This window comes from Microbacterium bandirmense (genome assembly GCF_037204185.1).
Lineage (GTDB): Bacteria > Actinomycetota > Actinomycetes > Actinomycetales > Microbacteriaceae > Microbacterium > Microbacterium bandirmense.
Window position 1 is genome coordinate 153,152 of the sequence record NZ_JBBDGM010000001.1, and the last position, 22,731, is coordinate 175,882.

The following is a 22,731-nucleotide window of genomic DNA, read 5'->3' on the forward strand; positions in this document are numbered from 1 at the left end:
TCAGGGGGAAGGGAGCCCGAGCATGACGGCCGAGGATGCGCAACGAGAAGGCGAGTTCCTGATCGTCACGGGCATGTCGGGAGCGGGCCGCACGACGGCCGCGAACGCACTCGAGGATCTGGGCTGGTACGTCGTCGACAACCTGCCTCCGCAGATTCTGCGCCCGCTGCTCGAGCTGACCGATATGGGCGCCGGCAGTCTGCCCAAGATCGCCGCCGTCGTCGACGTGCGCGGCCCTGGCCTGTTCGATGACTTCCCCGGCGTGGCCCGCGCGCTGCGGGCGCGGGGGAGCGTCAAGGTGCTCTACCTGGACGCGTCCGACGACGTGCTCGTGCGTCGCTTCGAGTCGGTGCGGCGTCCGCATCCACTTCAGGGCGATGGAACGCTGCTCGACGGCATCCGCACCGAGCGAGCGCGTCTCGCACCGATCCGGGAGTCCGCCGATCTGCTGATCGACACGTCCGCGTTGAACATCCACCAGCTCGCGACACAGGTCTCGGAGATGTTCTCCGAAGAGGGTGCGGCGCGGCACCGCGTCACGCTGCTGAGCTTCGGCTTCAAGTACGGGCTGCCCACCGACGTCGACCATGTCGCCGACATGCGCTTCCTGCCGAACCCGTTCTGGCAGGAGGAGCTTCGCGCGCACACCGGGCAGGATGCCGACGTGCGCGACTACGTGCTGTCCCGACCCGGCGCCGAAGATTTCCTCGACGCGTACGCGCAGACGCTGCGTCCGGTGCTCGACGGCTATCAGCGCGAGAACAAGAGTCATTCGACGATCGCGATCGGATGCACGGGAGGAAAGCACCGCTCGGTCGCGATGTCCGAGGAGCTGGCGCGGCGTCTTGACGGCATACCGGGCGTCGCCGTGAACGTGCGACACCGCGACCTGGGACGGGAATGAGCGCCGTGTGCGACGGTGCGGCGGCGCCGGGCCTTGTAAGCTTGTCCTTTGCGCCGCGACCCGGCGCGCAGGATCGTGAAGGAGTCCCGTGGCACTAACCACCGACGTCAAGGCTGAGCTCGTCAGCATCCGCAACGCACCCCCGACGGTGCGCGTCGCGGAGGTGACGACCATTCTTCGCTTCGCGGGTGGCCTGCACTCCATCGCCGGGCGCGTTGCCGTCGAGGCCGAGGTGGACGCCGAGACTCTCGCCAAGCGCGTCAGCCGCGATCTCGCCGAGATCTATGGGGTGCGCCCCGAGATCGCGCAGGTCAAGTCGAGCACAGTGCAGCCGAGTGGCGCGACCGATGGCGCCCGCTGGGCGGTGCGCGTGATCGGCGCCGGTGAGACGCTGGCACGCCAGACCGGACTGCTCGACGCCCGTCGTCGTCCGGTGCGCGGACTCCCGAACCGTCTCACCACGGGTTCGCCCGAGGAGCTCGCCGGCATCTGGCGTGGTGCGTTCCTCGCCTCCGGCTCGCTGAGCGAGCCCGGCCGCTCCGCCATGCTCGAGGTCGCGTGCCCGTCAGGAGAGGCAGCCATGGCGCTCGTCGGAGCCGCTCACCGGCTCGGGGTCGCGGCCAAGGCCCGAGAGGTGCGCGGGCTGCCGCGCGTCGTCGTGCGCGAGGGTGAGGCGATTCAGAAGATCCTCACGATCATGGGTGCGCGCCGCACTGCCGTGGCCTGGGAGGAGATGCGGCAGCGCCGCGAGGTGCGGGCAGGGGTGAACCGTCTGGTGAACTTCGACGACGCCAACCTGCGACGATCCGCGCAGGCCGCCGTGGCCGCCTGCGCGCGCGTCGAGCGCGCCCTGGAGATCCTCGGCGACGACGTGCCCGACCATCTGCGCACCGCCGGCAACCTCCGACTGGCACACCGCGACGCGAGCCTCGACGAGCTCGGTCACCACGCCGATCCGCCCCTCACCAAGGACGCGGTCGCCGGTCGCATCCGACGTCTGCTGGCGATGGCCGACAAGCGGGCGCAGCAGGACGGCATCCCTGGCACCGAGTCGGCCGTTCCGGTCGGGCTCGACGACTAGATCGGGTCGTCATCCGGGAAGGATTCCCCCGCGAGGCGGGTTGCCGTCAGTAGGATGAGAGACGTCCGCCCTGTGACGCACTTCGGCGTGGCAGGGGATCGGCAAGCGCCGCGGCGCGGCGCGGATTGGATGAATTCGACATGGCGACTTATACGCTTCCCGACCTTCCCTACGACTTCGCGGCTCTCGAACCGCACATCAGCGGCAAGATCATGGAACTGCACCATGACAAGCACCACGCCGCGTACGTCGCGGGTGCGAATGCCGCACTCGACGCCCTCGCCGAGGCGCGCGAGACCGGCAACCTGGCGAACGTCAACAAGCTCGAGAAGGACCTCGCGTTCAACCTCGGCGGACACGTCAACCACTCGATCTTCTGGACCAACCTCTCGCCCGAGGGCGGCGGACAGCCCGATGGTGAGCTGAAGGCGGCCATCGACGAGTTCTTCGGCTCGTTCGAGAAGTTCCAGGCCCACTTCGCCGCGGCCGCGGCCGGAATCCAGGGCTCGGGCTGGGCCGTGCTCAGCTGGGACCCGATCGGCGCACGACTGATCATCCAGCAGCTGTTCGACCAGCACGCCAACACGGCGCAGGGCACCGTCCCGCTGTTCCAGCTCGACATGTGGGAGCACGCCTTCTACCTCGACTACCTCAACGTGAAGGCCGACTACATCAAGGCCGCGTGGAACATCGCCAACTGGCAGAACGTCGCGCAGCGCTTTGAAACAGCGCGTGAGAAGACCTCCGGACTGCTGGTACTGTCGTAAAAGATGGGCGTCCTGACGGGCGAAATGCCCGTCAGGACGCCGTTGTCCGCGCTTTCTGCGAGATTCTCGCATTTCCTCGATTAAGAACCAGGAGACTTTCGTGTCTGTCAAGATCGGTATCAACGGCTTCGGTCGTATCGGAAGAAACTTCCTCCGCGCAGCTCTCGCACAGAACGCGGACCTCGAGATCGTCGCGGTCAACGACCTCACCGACAACGCCGCGCTCGCTCACCTGCTGAAGTACGACTCGGTCGGCGGCCCCCTGGGCGTCGAGGTCTCCCACGAGGGCGACGTCATCACCGTCGGCGGCAAGGCCATCAAGGTGTTCGAAGAGCGCGACCCCGCCAACCTCCCCTGGGGCGACCTGGGCGTCGACGTCGTCATCGAGTCGACCGGACGCTTCACCAAGGCGGCGGACGCGGGCAAGCACATCGCCGGCGGCGCAAAGAAGGTCATCATCTCGGCACCGGGCACGGACGTCGACGGCACCTTCGTCATGGGCGTGAACGAAGACACCTACGACGCCGCCAGCATGAACATCATCTCGAACGCGTCGTGTACGACGAACTGCCTCGCGCCTCTGGCGAAGGTCTTCAACGACAAGTTCGGTATCCAGCGCGGCTTCATGATGACCGCACACGCCTACACCGCAGACCAGAACCTGCAGGACGGTCCGCACAGCGACCTGCGCCGTGCGCGCGCGGCAGCGATCAACATCGTTCCCGCCTCGACCGGCGCCGCCAAGGCGATCGGCCTCGTACTGCCCGAGCTGAACGGCAAGCTGAGCGGCTCGTCGTACCGCGTGCCCGTCCCCACTGGCTCTATCGTCGACCTCACGATCGTCTCGGACCGTGACGACCTCACCGTCGACGAGATCAACGCCGCGTACCGCGAGGCCGCTGCCGAGGGTCGTCTGCAGGGCATTCTCGAGTACACCGAGGATCCGATCGTCTCGAGCGACATCCAGCTCAACCCGCACTCGTCGATCTTCGACTCCGAGCTGACCAATGTCAGTGGCAACCTCGTCAAGGTGTCGAGCTGGTACGACAACGAGTGGGGCTACTCGAACCGCCTCGTCGATCTGACCGAGTACGTCGCCGAGCGTCTCTGATCAGATGAGCCTGCGCACCCTCGATTCACTAGGGACGCTCGACGGCAAGCGCGTCATCGTCCGGTGTGATCTCAACGTCCCCCTGCGGGACGGCGAGATCACGGACGATGGCCGCGTGCGCGCGTCGCTGCCGACCCTGAAGAAGCTGACCGACGCCGGCGCACGGGTCATCGTGTGCTCGCACCTCGGGCGCCCCGACGGGGCACCCGACCCGCAGTACAGTCTGAAGCCGGTCGCCGATCGCCTCTCGGAGCTGCTCGGCGCCGAGGTCGCGTTCGCCGCCGACACGGTCGGGGATTCCGCGCAGCAGGCCGTCGCCGCGCTGCACGACGGCGAAGTCGTCGTCCTCGAGAACCTCCGGTTCAACCCGGGGGAGACCTCGAAGGACGACGCCGAGCGTCGCGCCTTCGCCACCGAACTGGCTTCCCTCGGCGACGCGATGGTGTCGGACGGCTTCGGCGTCGTGCACCGCAAGCAGGCCAGTGTGTACGACCTGGCTCAGCTGCTGCCCTCGGCAGCGGGGCTGCTCATCGCGGCGGAACTCGACGTCCTCGACAGACTGACCGAGAACCCCGAGCGGCCGTACACGGTCGTCTTGGGCGGTTCGAAGGTCAGCGACAAGCTCGGCGTCATCTCGCATCTGCTCCCGCGCGTCGACCGCCTGCTCATCGGCGGCGGCATGCTGTTCACCTTCCTTGCCGCACAGGGCCACGCCGTGGCATCCAGTCTGCTCGAGAAGGACCAGCTCGAGACGGTGCGTGGCTACATTGCGGAGGCGAAGGAGCGCGGGGTCGATCTTGTGCTGCCCAGCGACGTGGTCGTGGCGTCGTCGTTCGCCGCGGATGCCGAGCACGAGATCGTGCCGGCGGATGCCATCGAGCAGAGCTCGTTCGGCGCATCCGGCATCGGACTCGACATCGGACCGCAGACCGCAGCGGCGTTCGCCGACGCGGTGAGCGCGTCCAAGACGGTGTTCTGGAACGGACCCATGGGCGTGTTCGAGTTCCCGGCGTTCGCGGCAGGCACCAAGGCCGTCGCGCAGGCGCTCACTGAAGTCGACGGTCTCGGCGTCGTCGGCGGGGGAGACTCTGCCGCCGCCGTGCGCCAGCTCGGCTTCGACGACGATCAGTTCGGACACATCTCGACGGGCGGAGGCGCCAGCCTCGAGTTCCTCGAGGGCAAGAAACTCCCAGGCCTGGAGGTACTCGGATGGCATTGAAGCGAACCCCGCTCATCGCGGGCAACTGGAAGATGAACCTCGACCATCTGCAGGCTGTCGCGACGGTGCAGAAGCTGCACTGGACGCTGAAGGACGCCGGTCACGAGGGCGACTCGGTCGAGGTGGCAGTGTTCCCCCCGTTCACCGACATCCGCAGCGTGCAGACGCTGATCGACGCCGACAAGATCCCGTTCGCCCTCGGCGCGCAGGATCTCTCGGCGCACGACTCGGGTGCGTACACCGGCGAGGTCTCGGGGGCGTTCCTGTCGAAGCTGAACGTCGGATACGTCATCATCGGTCATTCCGAGCGACGCGAGTACCACGCCGAGACCGACGAGCTCGTAGGCGCCAAGGTCAAGGCTGCGCTGAAGCACGGCCTGGTGCCGGTGATCTGCGTGGGTGAGACCGCCGAGGATCTGGAGAGGTTCGGCGCGAGCGCCGTGCCCGCCGGACAGCTCGAGACGGCTCTCGCGGGCGTGCCCGCCTCGGCGGACATCGTCGTGGCGTACGAGCCCGTGTGGGCAATCGGGTCCGGCCAGGCGGCGACGCCCGCGCAGGCGCAGGAGGTGTGCGCCGCGCTTCGCGGCGTGATCGCGAAGACGCTCGATGAGGATGCTGCCGCGCGCACCCGCGTGCTGTACGGCGGATCCGTCAAGTCGGGCAACATCGCGAGCTTCCTGCGCGAACCCGACATCGATGGCGCTCTGGTGGGCGGTGCGAGCCTCGTCGTGGACGAGTTCGCGGCGATCGTCCGCTTCGAAAAGCACGTCGGGGTGTGACCGAGCGGGGCGCGCGAGCGCCCCGCCCCTATAATTGACGGCTAGGCGGACCGACCGGTCCCCGTGAAAGGCTTCTTCGTGCAGGTACTCGAGTTCGTGCTGCAGGTGCTGATGGGCGTCACCAGCGTTCTGCTGACGCTCCTCATCCTTCTCCACAAGGGCCGTGGTGGTGGCCTCTCCGACATGTTCGGCGGCGGTATGTCCGCAGCCGTCGGATCGTCGGGGCTCGCCGAGCGGAACCTCAACCGGTTCACCGTCGTGCTGGCCCTGGTGTGGTTCGTGTCCATCGTGGCCCTCGGCCTCATCACGAAGTTCCAGGTGATCTGATGGCTACCGGTGGCAACGCGATCCGCGGCACGCGGGTCGGATCAGGCCCGATGGGCGAGCAGGACCACGGCTACCACGCCGACCGCATCGCGGTGTCGTACTGGGACGGTCTGGGCAACGAGACGGTGCGCTACTTCGCTGCCGGGCTGCCCGACGAGGAGATCCCCGAGACGATCGATCACCCGCAGAGCGGGCTGCCCGCCGGTCGCGACCGCAGCAACCCGCCGGCGCTGGCCAAGGCCGAGCCCTACAAGACGCACCTCGCCTATGTGAAGGAGCGTCGCACCGACGAGGAGGCCGAGCAGCTCCTCGAGGATGCACTCACTCAGCTCCGCGAGCGACGCGGCGGCAACTGAGACCGAACGGAAGAACCCCCGGAGCTTCGGCTCCGGGGGTTCTTCCGTATCTGCAACTGGAGGGGATGACGGGAATCGAACCCGCGTCATTAGTTTGGAAGACTAAGGCTTTACCATTAAGCTACATCCCCGCTCATGGAGGCTTGCGCCACCTCGGCGTCTCCGCTGTGCGAAGCGCCTCGTAAAGCATAGCGGACAGTTGGACCGTCCCCGTCCGTTAGACTCGTGGAGGCCGATCCCGTGCGCGCGGGTTCAAGCCGGGGCGTAGCTCAGCTTGGTAGAGCGCCCGCTTTGGGAGCGGGAGGTCGCAGGTTCAAATCCTGTCGCCCCGACCACGGCCGACCAGACTTCACGACCGCGCCGTTCGTGCGGAAACCACAAGGAGAAACACCAGCATGGCCAACAGCACCGTCGAGAAGCTTTCCCCCACCCGGGTCAAGCTCACCATCACGGTCACCCCTGAGGACCTCAAGCCCAGCATCGAGCACGCATACGAGCACATCGCTCAGGACGTGCAGATCCCCGGCTTCCGCAAGGGCAAGGTCCCGGCGCCGATCATCGACCAGCGCGTCGGCCGTGGCGCCGTCATCGAGCACGCGGTGAACGAGGGCCTCGACAAGTTCTTCCGCGAGGCCGCCGCAGAGCACAACGTGCGCATGGTCGGCCGTCCCGCAGCCGACATCACCCAGTGGCCGAGCGACAAGGACTTCTCCGGCGACCTGCTGGTCGACATCGAGGTCGACGTGCGTCCCGAGATCGAGCTGCCCGACCTGTCGGAGATCACGATCACCGTCGACGCCGTCGAGGCCGACGAGGCTGCACTGGACGCGGAGCTCGACGAGCTGCGTGCCCGCTTCGGAACGCTCATCCCCGTCGACCGCCCCGCCATGAAGGGTGACTTCGTCGACCTCGACCTGGTCGCCAACATCGACGGCGCCGAGATCGACCGCGCTGACGGCGTCTCGTACGAGATCGGCTCCGGACAGCTGCTCGAGGGCATCGACGAGGCGCTCGAGTTGCTGACCGCCGGTGAGGAGACCACCTTCCGCTCGACGCTGGTCGGTGGCGACCACGCCGGTGAGGAGGCCGAGGTGGCCGTCGTGCTCAAGGCCGTCAAGGAGCGCGAGCTTCCCGAGGCCGACGACGACTTCGCACAGATGGCGTCGGAGTTCGACACTATCGCCGAACTGCGCGACAGTCTCGCCGAGCGCGTCGCACAGCAGGGCGTGTTCACCCAGGGTGCCGCCGCGCGGGACCAGCTCATCGAGACGCTGCTCGAGAAGGTCGAGATCCCCGTTCCGCCGCAGCTGATCGAGGACGAGGTGCACAACCACCTCGAGTCGGAAAACCGTCTCGAAGACGACGAGCACCGCGCCGAGGTCGCCGAGGCCAGCGAGAAGCAGTTCCGCACGCAGGTGCTACTCGACACGATCGCCGAGAACGCGAACGTGCAGGTCTCGCAGGAGGAGCTCAGCCAGTACCTGATCCAGTCGGCTGCCCAGTACGGCATGCAGCCGCAGGAGTTCGTCGAGGCGCTGCAGGGCGCGGGCCAGCTGCAGGCCCTCGTCGGCGAGGTCGCCCGCAACAAGGCACTCGCCGCCACGCTCGGCAAGGTGACCATCGTCGACAGCAACGGCGAGCCCGTCGACCTGTCGGAGTTCATCGGCGACGCCGAGGACGAGGCTGCTGACGACGAGGCCGCGACCGACGAGGCCGCGACCGACGAGGCTCCCGCCGAAGCCGCCGAGGACAAGCCGGCCAAGAAGAAGGCCCCGGCGAAGAAGAAGGCTGCCGCAAAGAAGGACGACGCCGACAAGGCCGAGTGATCGACGCGCACTGACGGAGGGGCGGATGCTGACAGCATCCGCCCCTCTGTCTTCTGCGGGCGGTGTCGTCCCGCCACGCTGATATGCCGACGGCGAACACGGGCGAAGCGCCTTCCGCCCGCCGGTAGATTCGAATCACCGAAACACGGAAACAGGAGCTGACATGGCTGAACCACTGATGGCGACCAGCGTCTTCGACAGGCTGCTCAAGGATCGCATCATCTGGCTGGGCTCTGAGGTGCGCGATGAGAACGCGAATGAGATCTGCGCGAAGATCCTCCTTCTCGCCGCCGAGGATCCCGAGAAGGACATCTACCTCTACATCAACTCGCCCGGTGGCTCGATCACCGCGGGCATGGCCATCTACGACACCATGCAGTTCGTGCCGAACGACATCGTCACCGTGGGCATCGGCATGGCCGCCTCGATGGGGCAGCTGCTGCTGACCAGCGGCACCAAGGGCAAGCGCTACATCACGCCGAACGCCCGCGTTCTGCTGCACCAGCCGCACGGTGGCTTCGGCGGCACCTCGAGCGACATCCAGACTCAGGCGCAGCTGATCCTCTCGATGAAGCGCCGCCTCGCCGAGATCACGGCCGGACAGACGGGCAAGAGCGTCGAGCAGATCAACGAGGACGGTGACCGCGATCGCTGGTTCACCGCTGATGAGGCTCTCGAGTACGGATTCGTCGACCACATCCGCGAGCACGCCAGTGACGTGCACGGCGGCGGCGGCACCGGCGCGGACAAGTAAGGCAGGAAGACACACATGTACACCCCCACATTCCGTGCTGCCGGCAACCTGCCCTCCAGCCGCTACGTGCTCCCGCAGTTCGAGGAGCGCACGGCGTACGGCTTCAAGCGTCAGGACCCGTACAACAAGCTGTTCGAAGACCGTGTGATCTTCCTCGGCGTGCAGGTCGACGATGCCTCGGCCGACGACGTGATGGCCCAGCTGCTGGTGCTCGAGAGCCAGGACGCCGAGCGCGACATCACGATGTACATCAACTCGCCCGGCGGATCGTTCACGGCCATGACCGCGATCTACGACACCATGCAGTACGTCGCACCGCACATCCAGACCGTCGTGCTCGGTCAGGCGGCATCCGCCGCGTCGGTGCTGCTGGCAGCCGGTGCGCCCGGCAAGCGGCTCGCGCTGCCCAACGCTCGCGTGCTGATGCACCAGCCGGCGATGGGCGAGGCCGGCCACGGTCAGGCATCCGACATCGAGATCCAGGCGGCGGAGATCCTGCGCATGCGCACGTGGCTGGAGGAGACCATGGCCAAGCACACCGGCAAGGCGGCGGAGCAGGTCAACAAGGACATCGACCGCGACAAGATCCTCTCCGCTCAGGAGGCGCTCGAGTACGGCATCGTCGACCAGGTGCTCAGCTCGCGCAAGCGCAGCAGCTGATCACCTTCCGTCGAGGCCCCCTCTGGCCGTCGACGCCCCTCCTCAGATACGTCTGCAGGGTGGGGCCTCGACGACGGGAGGGGGCTTCGGCGTTAAGTAGTGAGCGCGCCCACAACGGATGCGCAGCACGACAGCATCCGACTGCTCATCTGAGCAGGCGAGTGCGCGCGCGTCGGTGGCGTCGTAGGCTGAATCCGTGAGGAGGATGCCGTGGACGACGAACTGCTGATGGTGCGTGTCGCCGAGCTCTCGTATGACGAGAACAAGACGCAGGACGAGATCGGCGCACTGCTCGGCATCTCCCGCTGGAAGGTCGGCCGGCTGCTCGTGCAGGCGCGCGAGCACGGCATCGTCCGCATCGAGATCGTGCACCCCCGCGCCCGCCGACTCGGTGTCGAGCGGGCGCTCGTCGAGCGCTTCGAGCTGACGGATGCCGTCGTGGTTCCCACCTCCGACGAGCCGGATGCCCTGCTGCAGCGCGTCGCCGCGGCCGCAGCCGATCTGCTCACGGCGCTTCGCCCGGTTCCGCGGGTGCTGGCGGTCAGCTGGGGGCGCACCCTCACCGCCGTCGCCGATGCGCTGCCCCAGGGCTGGGCGACTGGCGTCACCGTCGTGCAGGCCAATGGGGGAGTGAGCCTCAACCGTCGCTCCGGCGGCGCCGCATCGGTCGCCGTCACGATGGCGCAGCGCGGCAGCGGGCAGGCCGTCCTGCTCCCCAGCCCCGCCATCCTCGAGCGCATCGAGACGAAGCAGGCCATCGAGTCCGATCGCACCATCGCCGCGATCCTCGACCAGGCCGCGCACGCGAACACGTTCCTGTTCACGGCGGGCCCGTGCGATCCGGCATCCGCTCATGTCGAGAACGGCTACCTCAGCGCCGACGACATCGCCGAGCTCGCCGGCCGCGGCGCCGTCGGCGACGTGCTGGGCCGCTACGTCGACGCGGACGGCAACATCGTCGACCCGCAGCTCGACGCCCGCACGGTGGGCGTCGCACTGGACCGGGTGCGCTCGGCACCCCGATCGATCTTCGTCACCGCGGGTGCCGCCAAGCACGACATCGCGCGTACAGTCGTGAGCAACGGGCTGTGCAGCGTCCTGGTGACTGACGAATCCACAGCACAAGCACTCTTGGAGGAGATGTGACGACCACGGAACTGGCCCGCCGAACGGCGGTGGACGTGCTCGGCGGTGAACCCGACGACCAGACCCTGCGACGCTTCCTGCATGGTCTCCCCGGTGTCGACGCCGTAGGCCTCGAGCAGCGTGCCGCTGCCCTCGGCACGCGCTCGATCAAGACGACCTCGAAGGCGTGGGCACTCGACAAGATCATCTCGCTGATCGACCTGACGACGCTCGAGGGCGCCGACACCGCGGGCAAGGTGCGCTCGCTGGTCGCGAAGGCGAAGACTCCGGATGCTGCAGACCCGAGCACCCCGCTGGTCGCCGCCGTCTGCGTGTACGGCGACATGGTCGGACACGCCATCGAAGCGCTCGGCTCGCTGCACGGCGACCCCGACGACGGCAGGATCTCGGTCGCCGCGGTGGCCACAGCCTTCCCGTCCGGTCGCTCCTCGCTGCAGATCAAACTGGCCGACACCGCCGAGGCGGTCGCCGCCGGCGCGGACGAGATCGACATGGTCATCGACCGCGGAGCGTTCCTGGAAGGGCGCTACGGGCTCGTGTTCGACCAGATCGCCCAGGTGAAGGAGGCCTGCCGCCGCGAGGACGGCACCTACGCGTCGCTGAAGGTGATCATGGAGACCGGCGAGCTGAACACCTACGACAACATCAAGCGCGCATCGTGGCTGTCGATCCTCGCCGGAGGCGACTTCATCAAGACCTCGACCGGCAAGGTGCAGCCGGCGGCGACCCTGCCCACCACGCTGCTGATGCTCGAGACGGTGCGCGACTGGCATCACGGCACCGGCGAGAAGATCGGCGTGAAGCCGGCGGGTGGCATCCGCGCCTCGAAGGATGCGATCAAGTACCTCGTCACCGTCGCCGAGACGGTGGGTGAGGAGTGGCTGCAGCCGCACCTGTTCCGCTTCGGCGCGTCGAGCCTGCTCAACGACGTGCTGCTGCAGCGCCAGAAGATCACCTCCGGCCACTACTCCGGCCCCGACTACGTCACGATCGACTGAGGACCCGATATGTCATTCCTGGAATATGCTCCGGCTCCGGAGTCGAAAGCGATCCTGAATCTGAAGGACAGCTACGGGCTGTTCATCGACGGTGAGTTCGTCGACGGAACCGGTTCGAGCTTCCACACCATCTCACCGGCCGACGAGAGCCGCATCGCCGAGGTCGCCTCGGCTTCCGATGAGGACATCGACCGCGCCGTCACCGCCGCGCGCCGCGCCCACGACAAGGTGTGGTCGAAGATGAGCGGCCGCGACCGCGGCAAGTACCTGTTCCGCATCGCGCGTCTCGTGCAGGAGCGGGCCCGCGAGCTCGCCGTCGCCGAGAGCCTCGACAACGGCAAGCCGATCAAGGAGAGCCGCGATGTGGATGTACCGCTGGTGGCATCCTGGTTCTTCTACTACGCGGGCTGGGCCGACAAGCTCGACTACGCCGGTCTCGGCGCCAACCCGAAGGCCCTCGGGGTCGCCGGGCAGATCATCCCGTGGAACTTCCCGCTGCTGATGCTGGCGTGGAAGATCGCCCCGGCCCTCGCCGCGGGCAACACGGTGGTGCTCAAGCCCGCCGAGACCACGCCGCTGACGGCGCTGATCTTCGCCGAGATCGTGCAGCAGGCAGACCTCCCCGCCGGCGTCGTGAACATCGTCACGGGAGCCGGGGCCACCGGCGCGACGCTGGTGCGGCATGCGGACGTCGACAAGGTCGCGTTCACCGGATCGACCGGCGTCGGCCGCAACATCGCCAAGGCGATCGCCGGCACCGACAAGAAGGTCACCCTCGAGCTGGGCGGCAAGGCGGCGAACATCGTGTTCGACGACGCGCCGATCGACCAGGCCGTCGAGGGCATCGTCAACGGAATCTTCTTCAACCAGGGTCACGTGTGCTGCGCCGGCAGCCGTCTGCTGGTGCAGGAGTCGATCCACGATGAGGTCGTCGACCGGCTCAAGCGCCGTCTCTCGACCCTGCGTCTCGGCGACCCGCTCGACAAGAACACCGACATCGGCGCGATCAACTCGGCCGCGCAGCTGGAGCGCATCCGCGAGCTCAGCGACATCGGCGAGGCCGAGGGCGCCGAGCGGTGGACGGCCGAGTGCGCGATCCCCGAGAAGGGCTTCTGGTTCGCGCCGACGATCTTCACCGCCGTCGAGGCGTCGCACCGCATCGCCCGCGACGAGGTCTTCGGCCCCGTGCTGTCGGTGCTCACCTTCCGCACCCCCGCCGAGGCGATCGCCAAGGCGAACAACACGCCGTACGGACTGTCAGCCGGCATCTGGAGCGACAAGGGATCCCGCATCCTCGCCGTCGCCGACCGGCTGCGCGCCGGTGTGGTGTGGGCGAACACGTTCAACCGTTTCGACCCGTCGAGCCCGTTCGGCGGGTACAAGGAGTCCGGCTACGGCCGGGAGGGCGGCCGTCACGGTCTGACCGCATACCTGAAGGGAGCCTCGGCATGAGCAAGCGACTGACCGTACCGAAGACGTACAAGCTCGCCATCGGCGGCGCGTTCCCACGCAGCGAGTCCGGGCGCACCTTTGAGGTGCGCTCCGCCAAGGGCGCGTTCCTCGCGAACGCCGCGAAGGCGTCGCGGAAGGATGCCAGGGATGCCGTCGTCGCGGCGCGCAGCGCCGTGAAGGGCTGGTCGGGGGCCACAGCGTACAACCGCGGGCAGGTGCTGTACCGGGTCGCCGAGATCCTCGAGGGCCGGCGTGCGCAGTTCGTCGACGAGATCGCCGAGCAGGAGGGTGTCAGTGCCGCGGTCGCGGGAGCGCAGGTGGATGCCGCCGTCGACCTGTGGGTCTGGTACGCGGGCTGGTGCGACAAGTACGCACAGGTGGCGGGCAACGCCAACCCCGTCTCCGGGCCGTACTTCAACATCTCGGTGCCCGAGCCGACCGGCGTGGTCGCCACGGTGGCACCGCAGGACTCGGCTCTGCTCGGCCTGGTCTCGGCGATCGCACCGGCGCTTGTGACCGGCAACGCCGTGGTAGTCGTCGCCAGTGAGCGGTTCCCGCTGTCGGCGATCAGTCTCGCCGAGGTGCTCGCCACCAGCGATGTGCCCGGGGGCGTCGTCAACGTGCTCACCGGATCGCCCGCCGAGATCGCGCCGTGGCTGGCATCCCACGCCGACGTCAACGCGCTCGACCTCACGGGTGCCGGCGACCTCGACTGGGTCGACCTCGAGATCGCCGCCGCTGACACGCTCAAGCGCGTGCTGCGTCCCGGCTCCGCTGAGGCGAGCCTCGATCGGATCACGGCGTTCACCGAGACGAAGACTGTCTGGCACACCAAGTCGATGGTGTGACCCGTCTCGGACGGTGACACCCGCACCCCGCTCGGCTCCGCCGGGCGGGGTATTCGCGTGCGCGGGGAGGCTCAGGCTACGGCCGCAGGATGAGCACATCGCCGGGCTGGATCTGTTTCGGACCGAAGCGGTCGTTGTAGGCGCCCACAGTGACGTAGTCGATGCAGAATCGCTCGCCGATCGCTATTAGCGAATCGCCGGACTCGACGGTGTACGTCTCGATCAATCCGTCTGCGTTGTAGCCGACCTCGCCGGATGCGAGATCGGACGCACCCATGTCGACGAGTTCGCCGCCGAGCTGTGCGCGCGGATCGTGCGCACCATAGGGATGGATCGCGGCGTTCGACGCGCAACCACCCGGGCCGTCCGCCGAGAACCAGGTGCCGTTGCCCGCGTAGATGAGTCCGTCGCCGTCGGTATCGCTCTGTTCGGGCCGGCCATCAGGCGGTGGTGTCAGCGCCGGCGGCCCCTCAGCGGTCGCCGGTTCCTGAGTGGTGGCCGGCTGCTGGCTGGAGGCCGGCCGTTGAGTGGTCACCGGGACGGGTGAGGCGGAGGTCGTCCCAGGCTCGGCGGCGCAGGCCGCGAGCGTGAGCGCCACGAGCGGGACGGCGAAGGGGACGAGGCGGCGACGCATACTCCGTACTGTACGGCGGCTGGGACGGCGGCGTGATCGTGTCGCCGACCTTTGTCCTGTCTGCGCGCCGATCCGCCCCGGTGTCCGTGCGTACGGTTAGGCTCGGAAGACGATCCCTTGATCCCCCGAGGAGGACGCGCATGGCCCGCATCGGTGAAAGCGCTGACCTGTTCAAATGCTCTTTCTGCGGAAAGAGCCAGAAGCAGGTGCAGCAGCTCATCGCCGGCCCCGGCGTGTACATCTGCGATGAGTGCGTCGAGCTGTGCAATGAGATCATCGAGGAGCGCATGGCCGAGGCCGGCAACGGACCGGTCGCCGACTTCGATCTGCCCAAGCCGCGCGAGATCTTCTCGTTCCTCGAGGAGTACGTCGTCGGGCAGGACCCCGCCAAGCGCGCGCTGGCCGTCGCCGTGTACAACCACTACAAGCGCGTCCGCGCACGCGGCACGCTGCAGCCGGCGGAGCAGAAGGCCGAAGACGTCGAGGTCGCCAAGAGCAATATTCTGATGCTCGGGCCGACCGGCTGCGGCAAGACCTACTTGGCGCAGACCCTCGCGAAGCGACTGAACGTGCCCTTCGCCGTCGCCGACGCGACAGCTCTCACCGAGGCGGGCTACGTCGGCGAAGACGTCGAGAACATCCTGCTCAAGCTGCTGCAGGCCGCCGACTACGACACCAAGCGCGCTGAGACCGGCATCATCTACATCGACGAGATCGACAAGATCGCCCGCAAGGCCGAAAACCCCTCGATCACCCGCGATGTGTCGGGCGAGGGCGTGCAGCAGGCACTGCTGAAGATCCTCGAGGGAACCGTCGCCTCGGTGCCGCCGCAGGGCGGCCGCAAGCACCCGCACCAGGAGTTCCTGCAGATCGACACGACGAACGTGCTGTTCATCGTCGCGGGTGCGTTCGCCGGTCTCGAAGACATCATTTCGGCCCGCGTCGGCAAGCACGGTGTCGGTTTCGGAGCGCCGCTGCACGACAAGGGCAAAGACCTCGACCTGTTCGGGGAGGTGCTGCCGGAGGACTTGCACAAGTTCGGGCTGATCCCCGAGTTCATCGGCCGCCTGCCCGTCGTCACTTCGGTGTCGCCGCTCGACCAGGAGGCGCTCATCGAGATCCTCACCGGCCCCCGCAACGCACTGGTCAAGCAGTACCAGCGCATGTTCGAGCTCGACGGGGTGCAACTGGAGTTCGAAGACGACGCGCTGGCATCGATTGCCGACCTCGCGGTGGAGCGCAAGACCGGGGCGCGCGGCCTGCGTGCGATCCTCGAAGACGTGCTGGGCCCGATCATGTTCGAGATCCCCTCGGCCGAGGATGTCTCGAAGGTCGTCGTCACCAAGGCCGCTGTCGAAGAGGGCGCGGCCCCGACGGTGGTCATGTCGCGCAAGCGCAAGAGCGCCTGAGCGGCGTGGCCGACGATCGTCCGACGCCCTGGCAGGTCGTCGGCAGTCAGCGGATCGTCAAGGATCGCTGGATCGACCTGCGCGCCGACTCGTGCGTCGACGGCCGCGGAGTCACCATCGCGCCGTACTACGTGCTCGAACCGGCCGACTGGATCACGGTGCTCGCGCTCGACGAAGAGGACCGAGCCGTCACGGTCGAGGAGTACCGTCATGGCGCGGGCATCGTGGCGATCGGTGTCGTCGGCGGCGCCGTGGACGCAGGCGAGACCCCCACGGATGCCGCGCTGCGCGAACTCCGCGAAGAGACCGGATACGTCGCGGGCGAGATCATCGATCTCGGAGCGACCTGGGCGAACTGGGGCAACCACACCAATCGGTCACACCACTTCCTCGCCCGCGGATGTCGACGTGCCGCGGAACAGTCCCTCGACGACACCGAGCTGATCAGCGTGCACCTCGAAGACCTCGAGCCCCTCGGCGCTCGACTCGAACAGAGCTACCACCTGCTGACCTGGCTCAAGGCGATGGAGTGGCTGCGCGCGGAACGAGCTCACTGAGCAGCACGGTGTCGTGGTCGCCCTCCCAGAGCGCGGATCGGCGCAGTTCGAATCCGGACGCCGCTGCCGTCTCGCTGATCGCATCGACCGAGCCGAACGGTGCGTTGTTGCGTACATAGGGCCGGTCGAGTGTCGGCGCCGAGTCGAAGTGCTGCTCCGCGCGCTGCACAAAAGTCGCGGTGACGACTCGGCCGATGGGGCGCAGCACACGGCGCCACTCGGCGAACGCACCGGCCGTGTCGGGGATGAGATGAAGCGCGGTGACGCACAGCACCAGGTCGACCGTGGCATCCCCCAGCGGCAGCGCGGCAGCATCCGCCTCGATCCACTCGGCATCGGGGAGAATTGCGCGGGCCTCACGAAGCATGCCTGGCGAGATGTCCACGCCGATGAGTCGCGGACGCGGATTCTGGGCGCGCAGCGCCCGAAGCGCCAGGCCGGTGCCGGTCGCGACGTCGAGCACCGTCTCGACGCCGTCGTGAACGGCGAACTCAGCCGCCGCGCGTGCGACCGCCTGGTGCATCAGATCTTCGTCGTACACGGGTGCGCGCCGGTCGAACGCATCCCGGATCGCGTCCAGCTGCTCAGACATCGAGGCCGCGGCGCTTCAGCAGCGGCGCGATCTCGGCATCCCGGCCGCGGAAGTCGCGGTAGGCCTCCAGCGGGTCCTTCGACCCGCCGACGCCCAGCAGGCGCTGCCGAAACCGGTCGCCGTTCTCCCGGGTGAGTCCGCCGTTCGTCTTGAACCACTCGACGGTATCGGCGTCGAGCACCTCGCTCCAGATGTACGAGTAGTACCCCGCGCTGTAGCCGCCCGAGAAGACGTGCGCGAAGTACGTAGACGAGTACCGGGTCGGCACCACAGGGTTCCGCAGACCGATGTCGGCCAGCGCGGCGGCCTCGAAGGCTGCCACGTCGCCCGCCTCGGCGCCAGCCGGCAGGCGGTGCCAGGCCTGGTCGAGCCAGGCCGCGGCCAGGTACTCGCTGGTGGCGTGGCCCTGGTCGAAGGTCTCCGAGGCGCGCAGACGCTCGACGACCGCCGGGTCGAGCGGCTCTCCGGTCTCGTGATGGCGCGCATAGTTCTGCAGCACCTCGTCCCACAGGATCCACATCTCGTTGACCTGGCTGGGGAACTCGACGAAGTCGCGGAACACGTTGGTGCCCGAGAAGTGCGGGTAGGTGACGCGGGCGAAGAGCCCATGCAGCGCATGCCCGAACTCGTGGAACAGCGTGGTCACCTCATCGAGCGTGAGCAGGGTCGGCTGACCGTCGCCCGGCTGCGAGACGTTGAGGTTGTTCGCCACGACCGGCAGCGTGCCGCGAAGCGCGGATTCGCTGACGATCGGGTTCATCCAGGCGCCGCCGCGCTTGGTGTCGCGCGTGTACAGATCGAGCACGTACAGCCCCACCGGGGAGCCGTCTGCATCGTGCACTTCGAAGACCCGCGCACTCGGGTGGTACGCGGGGATGTCGGTGCGCTCGGTGAAGCGGATGCCGTAGAGCTGCGTCGCCGCGAAGAACACACCGTCGTGCAGCACCCGCTCGGCCTCGAAGTACGGACGCAGCGCCGCGGTGTCGATGTCGTACTGAGCGCGGCGGACCTTCTCGGTGTAGAACGCCCAGTCGTGCGCCTTCAGGGCGAACGGCTCCGGTTCGGTGCTGTCGATGATCTCCTGCAGCGCCGCTCGCTCGCTCTCGGCGTTGCGCGCGGCCGGGATCGCCAGCTCGCGCAGCATCCGCTCCACCGCCTCGGGGGAGCCGGCCGTCTCGTCGGCGGTGATGTATGCGGCGTGCGACGCGTAGCCGAGCAGCGCCGAGCGCTCGGCGCGCAGCGTGACGATCTCGGTGAGCACCGCGCTGTTGTCGTGGTCATCGCCGCGCGTGGCGCGAGAGAGCGAGGCTGCCATGATGCGGCGGCGGCTCTCGCGCACGGTGAGCGAGGCGAGGTACGGATGCCCGCTGAACAGCGGCAGCGAGACCAGGTACTGCCCCTCCAGTCCACGATCCGCGGCGGCCCGTGCGGTAGCGCTGAGCTCGCCGGCGGAGAGGCCGTCGAGCTCGGCGGCATCCGAGAAGATCACCGCGAGGTCGTTCGTGTCGCCGAGCAGGTTCTTCTCGAACGTCGTGCTCAGCGTGGACAGGCGCTGGTTCAGCTCGGTCAGCCGCTCCTTCGCGGCGTCATCGAGTGCGGCCCCGGCATGGGTCATCTCGCGGAAGTGCCGCTGCACGAGGTAGCGCTGCTCGGCGGTGAGATCGGATCGCTCGTCGAGGTGCTCATGCACCTGAGACACGCGCCAGTACAGCTGCGCGTCCAGCAGGACCGCATCCTGGTGCGCGGCCATCAGCGGGGCGAGTTCTTCGTCGATCGCCTGGATCTCGGGCGTCGCATCGGCGGAGCTGACGGTGTAGAACGCGTGGGCGACCCGGTCGATCAGTTCACCGCTGCGCTCGAGCGCCTCGATCGTGTTCTCAAACGTCGGCATCGATCGGACCACCGTCAGTGCCCGGATCTCGGCCAGCTGCTGCGCGAAGCCCTCGCGGAACGCGGGCATGTAGTGCTCGGGGAGGATCACCCGGTAGTCGGGCATTCCGTAGGGGAGCGAAGAGGCGGACAGGAGCGGGTTCGTGGCCACGGTCATCCAGAGAGTCTACGGCGCAGGTCGCGGGTCCCCGGAGGCGTGCCCGTCAGCCGCTCAACCGGGCCATCACCCCTCGCAGACCGTCGACGACGATGCGCACGCTGCGTCGCCGCAGGGTCTCGGGGCGGGCGAGCAGATCGATCATGCGGTGGTTGCCCACGCCGTGCAGGGGGAGGCGCACGATGTCTCGGTCGTCCACGCTGCGCGAGGTGTACCGCGGCAGCATCCCGATCACACCGCCGGCGGCGACGACCGCCGCGACGGCGCCGTAGTCGTTGATGCGGTGCTGCACCTGCGGCGTGCGGTTCGCGACCGCGGCGATCGCCCGCAGCACGTCGTCGGGCGAGTACCCGATGCGGCTGGTCACCCAGCGCTCGCCGGCGACGTCGGCCGGCGTCACCGAGGGGCGCCGGGCGAGTGGGTGAGAAGCGGCGACGGCGACGTCGAGCGGCTCGCGCACCAGCGTGAGACTGCGGATGCCGCGGGCAGGCCACGGCGGGGAGTGCTCCATCCGGTGTGCGAGCACGAGGTCGTACCGGGCGGTGAGCGCGGGGAACTCACTCTGTGCGACGTCCTCATCGGTCAGCTGCACGACGGGCGGATGCGGGGTCGCCGCAAGCTCGCGCAGCAGGGCGCCGAACAGCGCCTGTCCCACGCTGTGGAATCCGCTGATGCTGACCCCGCCCGAACGGTCGTGTTCGAATTCGTCGAGGGCGTTGCGTGCGGCGGCCATCGCGTCGATCGCATCGGCGCCTGCTGCGGCGAGCACCTCGCCCGCCGCCGTGAGGGCGAGCGTGCGCCCCTGCTTGCGGGTGAGCGGCGTGCGGAATCCGCGCTGCAGTGCCGCCAGCTGCTGAGACACCGCCGAGGGCGTCACTCGCAGAGCTTCTGCGACGGCCGTGACGCTGCCCAGGGTGCCCAGTTCGCGCAGGATCTGCAGCTGGTGGAGTTCCATTCACACAGTTTAGATCCGGCTTAATCAACCGTGCAGAAGATGGTGATTGCTCTACAAGATCCGCTGCGGTGTGATCGAGGTATGAAGGCACTGTTCAAGAGCAGTCCGCGGGCAGGACTCGAGCTGGTCGACCGCCCGGATCCGGTGGCGGGCACGGGTGAGGTCGTCATCCGCGTGCTGCGCACCGGCATCTGCGGCACCGATCTGCACATCCACCGCTGGGACGACTGGGCGGCATCCGCCATCGACACGCCGCTGATCCCCGGTCACGAGTTCTACGGCGAGGTGGTCGAGGTGGGGCCCCTCGTGCATGACATCGCGGTCGGCGATCGCGTCTCGGGCGAGGGCCACATCGTCTGCGGCACGTGCCGCAACTGTCGCGCGGGACGCCGGCAGATGTGCATCCGCACCATCGGTCTCGGCCTGCAGCGCGACGGCGCCTTCGCCGAGTACCTCTCCCTGCCCGCGACCAACGTGTGGGTGCATCACGAGGACGTCACCCCCGAGCTGGGCGCCATCTTCGACCCGCTCGGCAACGCCGTGCACACGGCCCTCACCTACCGCGTCGTCGGTGAGGACGTGCTCGTCACCGGGTGCGGGCCGATCGGCCTGATGTCGATCGCCGTGGCCCGGCACGCCGGTGCCCGCTACATCGTCGCCACCGATGTCAGCGCACCCCGCTTGGAGATGGCCGGACTCATGGGCGCCGACGAAGTCGTCGACGTCAAGCAGCACGACATCCACGAGGCGCAGACGGCGCTGGGCATGCGCGAGGGTTTCGACATCGGCTTCGAGATGAGCGGGGCGCCCACGGCGCTGCCGGCGATGATCGACAACATGAAGCACGGCGGCCAGATCGCCATGCTGGGCCTGCCCAGCATGGGCTTCGACATCGACTGGGGCAAGCTCGTCACGCACATGCTCACCATCAAGGGCATCTACGGGCGCGAGATGTTCGAGACCTGGAACGCGATGGGTGCCATGCTGCACACCAGCGCGACCCTGCGCGACGCGATCACTCGCGTGATCGCCGACTGCATCCCCGCCCGCGATTGGCAGCGCGGCTTCGCCGCGGCTGAGGCGGCGGGCACCGGCAAGATCATCCTCGACTGGACGGAACTCTGATGTACGCGACCTTCAAGACCCACCTCGCCGCCGAGCTCGCCGAGATCGATGCGGCAGGACTCACGAAGCGTGAGCGAGGGATCTCCGGACCCCAGCAGGCCGAGATCACCACCGGCGGCCAGCAGGTGCTGAACTTCTGCGCTAACAACTATCTCGGCCTCGCCGACGACCCGCGCATCCTGGCGGCGGCCAAGGGGGCGCTCGACGAATGGGGCTACGGTCTCGCGAGTGTGCGCTTCATCTGCGGCACTCAGGATCAGCATCTCGAACTCGAGCGCCGCCTCGCGGCCTTCCTCGGCACCGACGACGCGATCCTGTACTCATCGTGCTTCGATGCCAATGGTGGGGTGTTCGAGACGCTGTTCACCGCCGAGGACGCCATCATCTCGGATGAGCTCAACCACGCGTCGATCATCGATGGCATCCGACTCTCGAAGGCCCGTCGCCTTCGCTACCGCAACCGCGACATGACCGATCTCGAGCAGCAGCTGCGGGCGGCCGATGACGCGCGCTTCCGCGTCATCGTCACCGACGGCGTCTTCTCGATGGACGGCTACATCGCCCCGCTGCGGGAGATCTGCGACCTCGCCGAGCGATACGACGCCCTGGTGTTCGTCGACGACTCCCACGCGGTCGGCTTCGTGGGGGAGAACGGCCGCGGAACACCCGAGCTGTGCGGGGTGTCCGATCGGGTCGACATCTACACCGGCACCTTCGGCAAAGCGCTGGGCGGCGCCTCCGGCGGGTACGTCGCCGCGCACCGCGAGATCGTCGCGCTGCTTCGCCAGCGGTCACGTCCGTACCTGTTCTCGAACACGCTGGCCCCGTCGATCGTGGCCGGCACGCTGACCGCACTCGACCTGGTCGAGGGGTCTGCCGACTTGCGTGCGCGTCTGACCGAGAACGCCGCCCTGTTCCGGCGCGGGATGTCCGAGGAGGGCTTCGAGCTGCTGCCGGGGGAGCACCCGATCGTTCCGGTCATGTTCGGCGACGCCGCGCGGACCGCGCGCATCGCGGACGAGATGCAGAAGCAGGGCGTGTACGTGACGGCGTTCAGCTTTCCGGTGGTGCCCCGGGGGCTCGCGCGGATCCGCGTGCAACTCTCAGCCGCGCACACCCCGGAGCAGATCGAGCGCTGCGTGGCGGCCTTCGTCGCGGCGCGGGACGCTGTGGACTGACGCCCA

The 22,731-nt window shown here is 68.0% G+C and carries 22 protein-coding genes, 2 tRNA genes and 1 pseudogene; 20 read left to right on the top strand and 5 right to left on the bottom strand.

Features of this window, described 5'->3' with window-relative positions:
• The first annotated feature begins 22 nt into the window (after positions 1–22).
• The 8 genes from rapZ to WDU99_RS00750 all read left to right on the top strand — a co-directional run bounded on the left by rapZ (position 23) and on the right by WDU99_RS00750 (position 6,544).
• On the top strand, positions 23–904 hold the full coding sequence (rapZ, locus tag WDU99_RS00715; protein ID WP_337330518.1) for an RNase adapter RapZ: 882 nt from the start codon (positions 23–25) through the stop codon (positions 902–904).
• Between the two features lie 88 nt (positions 905–992).
• Entirely contained in the window at positions 993–1,985 is a 993-nt protein-coding gene (whiA, locus tag WDU99_RS00720; protein ID WP_337330519.1) for a DNA-binding protein WhiA, read from the top strand.
• A gap of 140 nt (positions 1,986–2,125) precedes the next feature.
• Positions 2,126–2,752 carry a superoxide dismutase gene (locus WDU99_RS00725; RefSeq protein ID WP_337330520.1) on the top strand — a complete coding sequence of 209 codons (627 nt, stop codon included), beginning with the start codon at positions 2,126–2,128 and terminating at the stop codon, positions 2,750–2,752.
• Between the two features lie 100 nt (positions 2,753–2,852).
• The gene (gap, locus tag WDU99_RS00730; protein ID WP_337330521.1) at positions 2,853–3,863 is read left to right on the top strand and encodes a type I glyceraldehyde-3-phosphate dehydrogenase; all 1,011 of its coding nucleotides are present in this window, start codon (positions 2,853–2,855) and stop codon (positions 3,861–3,863) included.
• Positions 3,864–3,867: 4 nt separating this feature from the next.
• The gene (locus tag WDU99_RS00735) at positions 3,868–5,082 is read left to right on the top strand and encodes a phosphoglycerate kinase (protein WP_337330522.1); all 1,215 of its coding nucleotides are present in this window, start codon (positions 3,868–3,870) and stop codon (positions 5,080–5,082) included.
• Positions 5,073–5,861 carry a triose-phosphate isomerase gene (gene tpiA, locus WDU99_RS00740; protein ID WP_337330523.1) on the top strand — a complete coding sequence of 263 codons (789 nt, stop codon included), beginning with the start codon at positions 5,073–5,075 and terminating at the stop codon, positions 5,859–5,861. Before WDU99_RS00735 ends, tpiA begins: the two co-directional genes overlap by 10 nt.
• 78 nt (positions 5,862–5,939) lie before the next feature.
• Positions 5,940–6,188 carry a preprotein translocase subunit SecG gene (gene secG / locus WDU99_RS00745; protein ID WP_337330524.1) on the top strand — a complete coding sequence of 83 codons (249 nt, stop codon included), beginning with the start codon at positions 5,940–5,942 and terminating at the stop codon, positions 6,186–6,188.
• On the top strand, positions 6,188–6,544 hold the full coding sequence (locus tag WDU99_RS00750) for an RNA polymerase-binding protein RbpA (RefSeq protein ID WP_337330525.1): 357 nt from the start codon (positions 6,188–6,190) through the stop codon (positions 6,542–6,544). Before secG ends, WDU99_RS00750 begins: the two co-directional genes overlap by 1 nt.
• A gap of 57 nt (positions 6,545–6,601) precedes the next feature.
• Here WDU99_RS00750 and WDU99_RS00755 read toward each other — a convergent pair.
• Positions 6,602–6,675: transfer RNA gene (locus WDU99_RS00755), tRNA-Gly, on the bottom strand.
• Between the two features lie 127 nt (positions 6,676–6,802).
• On the opposite strand from WDU99_RS00755, the gene WDU99_RS00760 reads away from it, so the two are divergent.
• From WDU99_RS00760 to WDU99_RS00795, 8 genes and pseudogenes are all read left to right on the top strand, one after another.
• Positions 6,803–6,879: transfer RNA gene (locus tag WDU99_RS00760), tRNA-Pro, on the top strand.
• Between the two features lie 60 nt (positions 6,880–6,939).
• Complete coding sequence (gene tig, locus WDU99_RS00765) at positions 6,940–8,370, top strand: trigger factor (RefSeq protein ID WP_337330526.1); 1,431 nt, start codon at positions 6,940–6,942, stop codon at positions 8,368–8,370.
• 151 nt (positions 8,371–8,521) lie between these two features.
• Positions 8,522–9,124: pseudogene (locus WDU99_RS00770) on the top strand (ATP-dependent Clp protease proteolytic subunit); the annotation flags it as partial.
• A gap of 15 nt (positions 9,125–9,139) precedes the next feature.
• Positions 9,140–9,784, top strand: coding sequence for an ATP-dependent Clp protease proteolytic subunit (locus WDU99_RS00775; protein WP_337330527.1), 645 nt, complete (start codon positions 9,140–9,142; stop codon positions 9,782–9,784).
• Positions 9,785–9,994: 210 nt separating this feature from the next.
• Entirely contained in the window at positions 9,995–10,930 is a 936-nt protein-coding gene (locus tag WDU99_RS00780) for a sugar-binding transcriptional regulator (protein ID WP_337330528.1), read from the top strand.
• Complete coding sequence (gene deoC / locus WDU99_RS00785; RefSeq protein ID WP_337330529.1) at positions 10,927–11,928, top strand: deoxyribose-phosphate aldolase; 1,002 nt, start codon at positions 10,927–10,929, stop codon at positions 11,926–11,928. Before WDU99_RS00780 ends, deoC begins: the two co-directional genes overlap by 4 nt.
• Before the next feature lie 9 nt (positions 11,929–11,937).
• Positions 11,938–13,380, top strand: coding sequence for an aldehyde dehydrogenase family protein (locus WDU99_RS00790; RefSeq protein WP_337330530.1), 1,443 nt, complete (start codon positions 11,938–11,940; stop codon positions 13,378–13,380).
• Positions 13,377–14,228, top strand: coding sequence for an aldehyde dehydrogenase family protein (locus WDU99_RS00795; RefSeq protein WP_337330531.1), 852 nt, complete (start codon positions 13,377–13,379; stop codon positions 14,226–14,228). Before WDU99_RS00790 ends, WDU99_RS00795 begins: the two co-directional genes overlap by 4 nt.
• Before the next feature lie 76 nt (positions 14,229–14,304).
• Here the strand turns inward: WDU99_RS00795 and WDU99_RS00800 are convergent, their stop codons facing one another.
• The gene (locus WDU99_RS00800; RefSeq protein WP_337330532.1) at positions 14,305–14,862 is read right to left on the bottom strand and encodes a LysM peptidoglycan-binding domain-containing protein; all 558 of its coding nucleotides are present in this window, start codon (positions 14,860–14,862) and stop codon (positions 14,305–14,307) included.
• Positions 14,863–15,002: 140 nt separating this feature from the next.
• Here WDU99_RS00800 and clpX point away from each other — a divergent pair, with 140 nt between their 5' ends.
• Positions 15,003–16,271: an ATP-dependent Clp protease ATP-binding subunit ClpX gene (clpX, locus tag WDU99_RS00805; protein WP_337330533.1), complete on the top strand. Its 1,269-nt coding sequence runs from the start codon at positions 15,003–15,005 to the stop codon at positions 16,269–16,271.
• Positions 16,272–16,276: 5 nt separating this feature from the next.
• Positions 16,277–16,828, top strand: a complete 552-nt coding sequence (locus tag WDU99_RS00810) for an NUDIX hydrolase (RefSeq protein WP_337330534.1) — start codon at positions 16,277–16,279, stop codon at positions 16,826–16,828.
• On the opposite strand, the gene WDU99_RS00815 is transcribed toward WDU99_RS00810, so the two are convergent.
• Genes WDU99_RS00815 through WDU99_RS00825 form a run of 3 tightly spaced genes read right to left on the bottom strand, consistent with a single transcriptional unit; the run spans position 16,788 to position 20,422 of the window.
• Positions 16,788–17,420 (bottom strand): class I SAM-dependent methyltransferase, encoded by a 633-nt coding sequence (locus tag WDU99_RS00815; protein WP_337330535.1) that lies wholly within the window; start codon positions 17,418–17,420, stop codon positions 16,788–16,790. The two genes, WDU99_RS00810 and WDU99_RS00815, sit on opposite strands and share 41 nt — an antisense overlap.
• Entirely contained in the window at positions 17,413–19,467 is a 2,055-nt protein-coding gene (locus tag WDU99_RS00820) for a M3 family metallopeptidase (protein WP_337330536.1), read from the bottom strand. The genes WDU99_RS00815 and WDU99_RS00820 overlap by 8 nt, the downstream gene beginning before the upstream one ends.
• Before the next feature lie 46 nt (positions 19,468–19,513).
• Positions 19,514–20,422, bottom strand: coding sequence for a LysR family transcriptional regulator (locus tag WDU99_RS00825; protein ID WP_337330537.1), 909 nt, complete (start codon positions 20,420–20,422; stop codon positions 19,514–19,516).
• An 81-nt stretch (positions 20,423–20,503) separates the two neighbouring features.
• On the opposite strand from WDU99_RS00825, the gene tdh reads away from it, so the two are divergent.
• Positions 20,504–21,547: an L-threonine 3-dehydrogenase gene (gene tdh / locus WDU99_RS00830; protein WP_337330538.1), complete on the top strand. Its 1,044-nt coding sequence runs from the start codon at positions 20,504–20,506 to the stop codon at positions 21,545–21,547.
• Positions 21,547–22,725 carry a glycine C-acetyltransferase gene (locus tag WDU99_RS00835; protein WP_337330539.1) on the top strand — a complete coding sequence of 393 codons (1,179 nt, stop codon included), beginning with the start codon at positions 21,547–21,549 and terminating at the stop codon, positions 22,723–22,725. Before tdh ends, WDU99_RS00835 begins: the two co-directional genes overlap by 1 nt.
• The last annotated feature ends 6 nt before the right edge of the window (positions 22,726–22,731 follow it).

What these genes read in the sequence shown, in the direction of transcription:
- rapZ (WP_337330518.1), top strand. Translation starts at nt 23, where the DNA reads ATGACGGCCGAGGATGCGCAACGAGAAGGCGAGTTCCTGATCGTCACG.
- clpX (WP_337330533.1), top strand. Translation starts at nt 15,003, where the DNA reads ATGGCCCGCATCGGTGAAAGCGCTGACCTGTTCAAATGCTCTTTCTGC.
- WDU99_RS00800 (WP_337330532.1), bottom strand. Translation starts at nt 14,862, where the DNA reads ATGCGTCGCCGCCTCGTCCCCTTCGCCGTCCCGCTCGTGGCGCTCACG.
- WDU99_RS00835 (WP_337330539.1), top strand. Translation starts at nt 21,547, where the DNA reads ATGTACGCGACCTTCAAGACCCACCTCGCCGCCGAGCTCGCCGAGATC.
- WDU99_RS00820 (WP_337330536.1), bottom strand. Translation starts at nt 19,467, where the DNA reads ATGACCGTGGCCACGAACCCGCTCCTGTCCGCCTCTTCGCTCCCCTAC.
- tig (WP_337330526.1), top strand. Translation starts at nt 6,940, where the DNA reads ATGGCCAACAGCACCGTCGAGAAGCTTTCCCCCACCCGGGTCAAGCTC.
- WDU99_RS00750 (WP_337330525.1), top strand. Translation starts at nt 6,188, where the DNA reads ATGGCTACCGGTGGCAACGCGATCCGCGGCACGCGGGTCGGATCAGGC.
- WDU99_RS00815 (WP_337330535.1), bottom strand. Translation starts at nt 17,420, where the DNA reads ATGTCTGAGCAGCTGGACGCGATCCGGGATGCGTTCGACCGGCGCGCA.
- WDU99_RS00825 (WP_337330537.1), bottom strand. Translation starts at nt 20,422, where the DNA reads ATGGAACTCCACCAGCTGCAGATCCTGCGCGAACTGGGCACCCTGGGC.
- WDU99_RS00725 (WP_337330520.1), top strand. Translation starts at nt 2,126, where the DNA reads ATGGCGACTTATACGCTTCCCGACCTTCCCTACGACTTCGCGGCTCTC.
- WDU99_RS00790 (WP_337330530.1), top strand. Translation starts at nt 11,938, where the DNA reads ATGTCATTCCTGGAATATGCTCCGGCTCCGGAGTCGAAAGCGATCCTG.
- WDU99_RS00775 (WP_337330527.1), top strand. Translation starts at nt 9,140, where the DNA reads ATGTACACCCCCACATTCCGTGCTGCCGGCAACCTGCCCTCCAGCCGC.
- tdh (WP_337330538.1), top strand. Translation starts at nt 20,504, where the DNA reads ATGAAGGCACTGTTCAAGAGCAGTCCGCGGGCAGGACTCGAGCTGGTC.
- WDU99_RS00795 (WP_337330531.1), top strand. Translation starts at nt 13,377, where the DNA reads ATGAGCAAGCGACTGACCGTACCGAAGACGTACAAGCTCGCCATCGGC.
- tpiA (WP_337330523.1), top strand. Translation starts at nt 5,073, where the DNA reads ATGGCATTGAAGCGAACCCCGCTCATCGCGGGCAACTGGAAGATGAAC.
- WDU99_RS00735 (WP_337330522.1), top strand. Translation starts at nt 3,868, where the DNA reads ATGAGCCTGCGCACCCTCGATTCACTAGGGACGCTCGACGGCAAGCGC.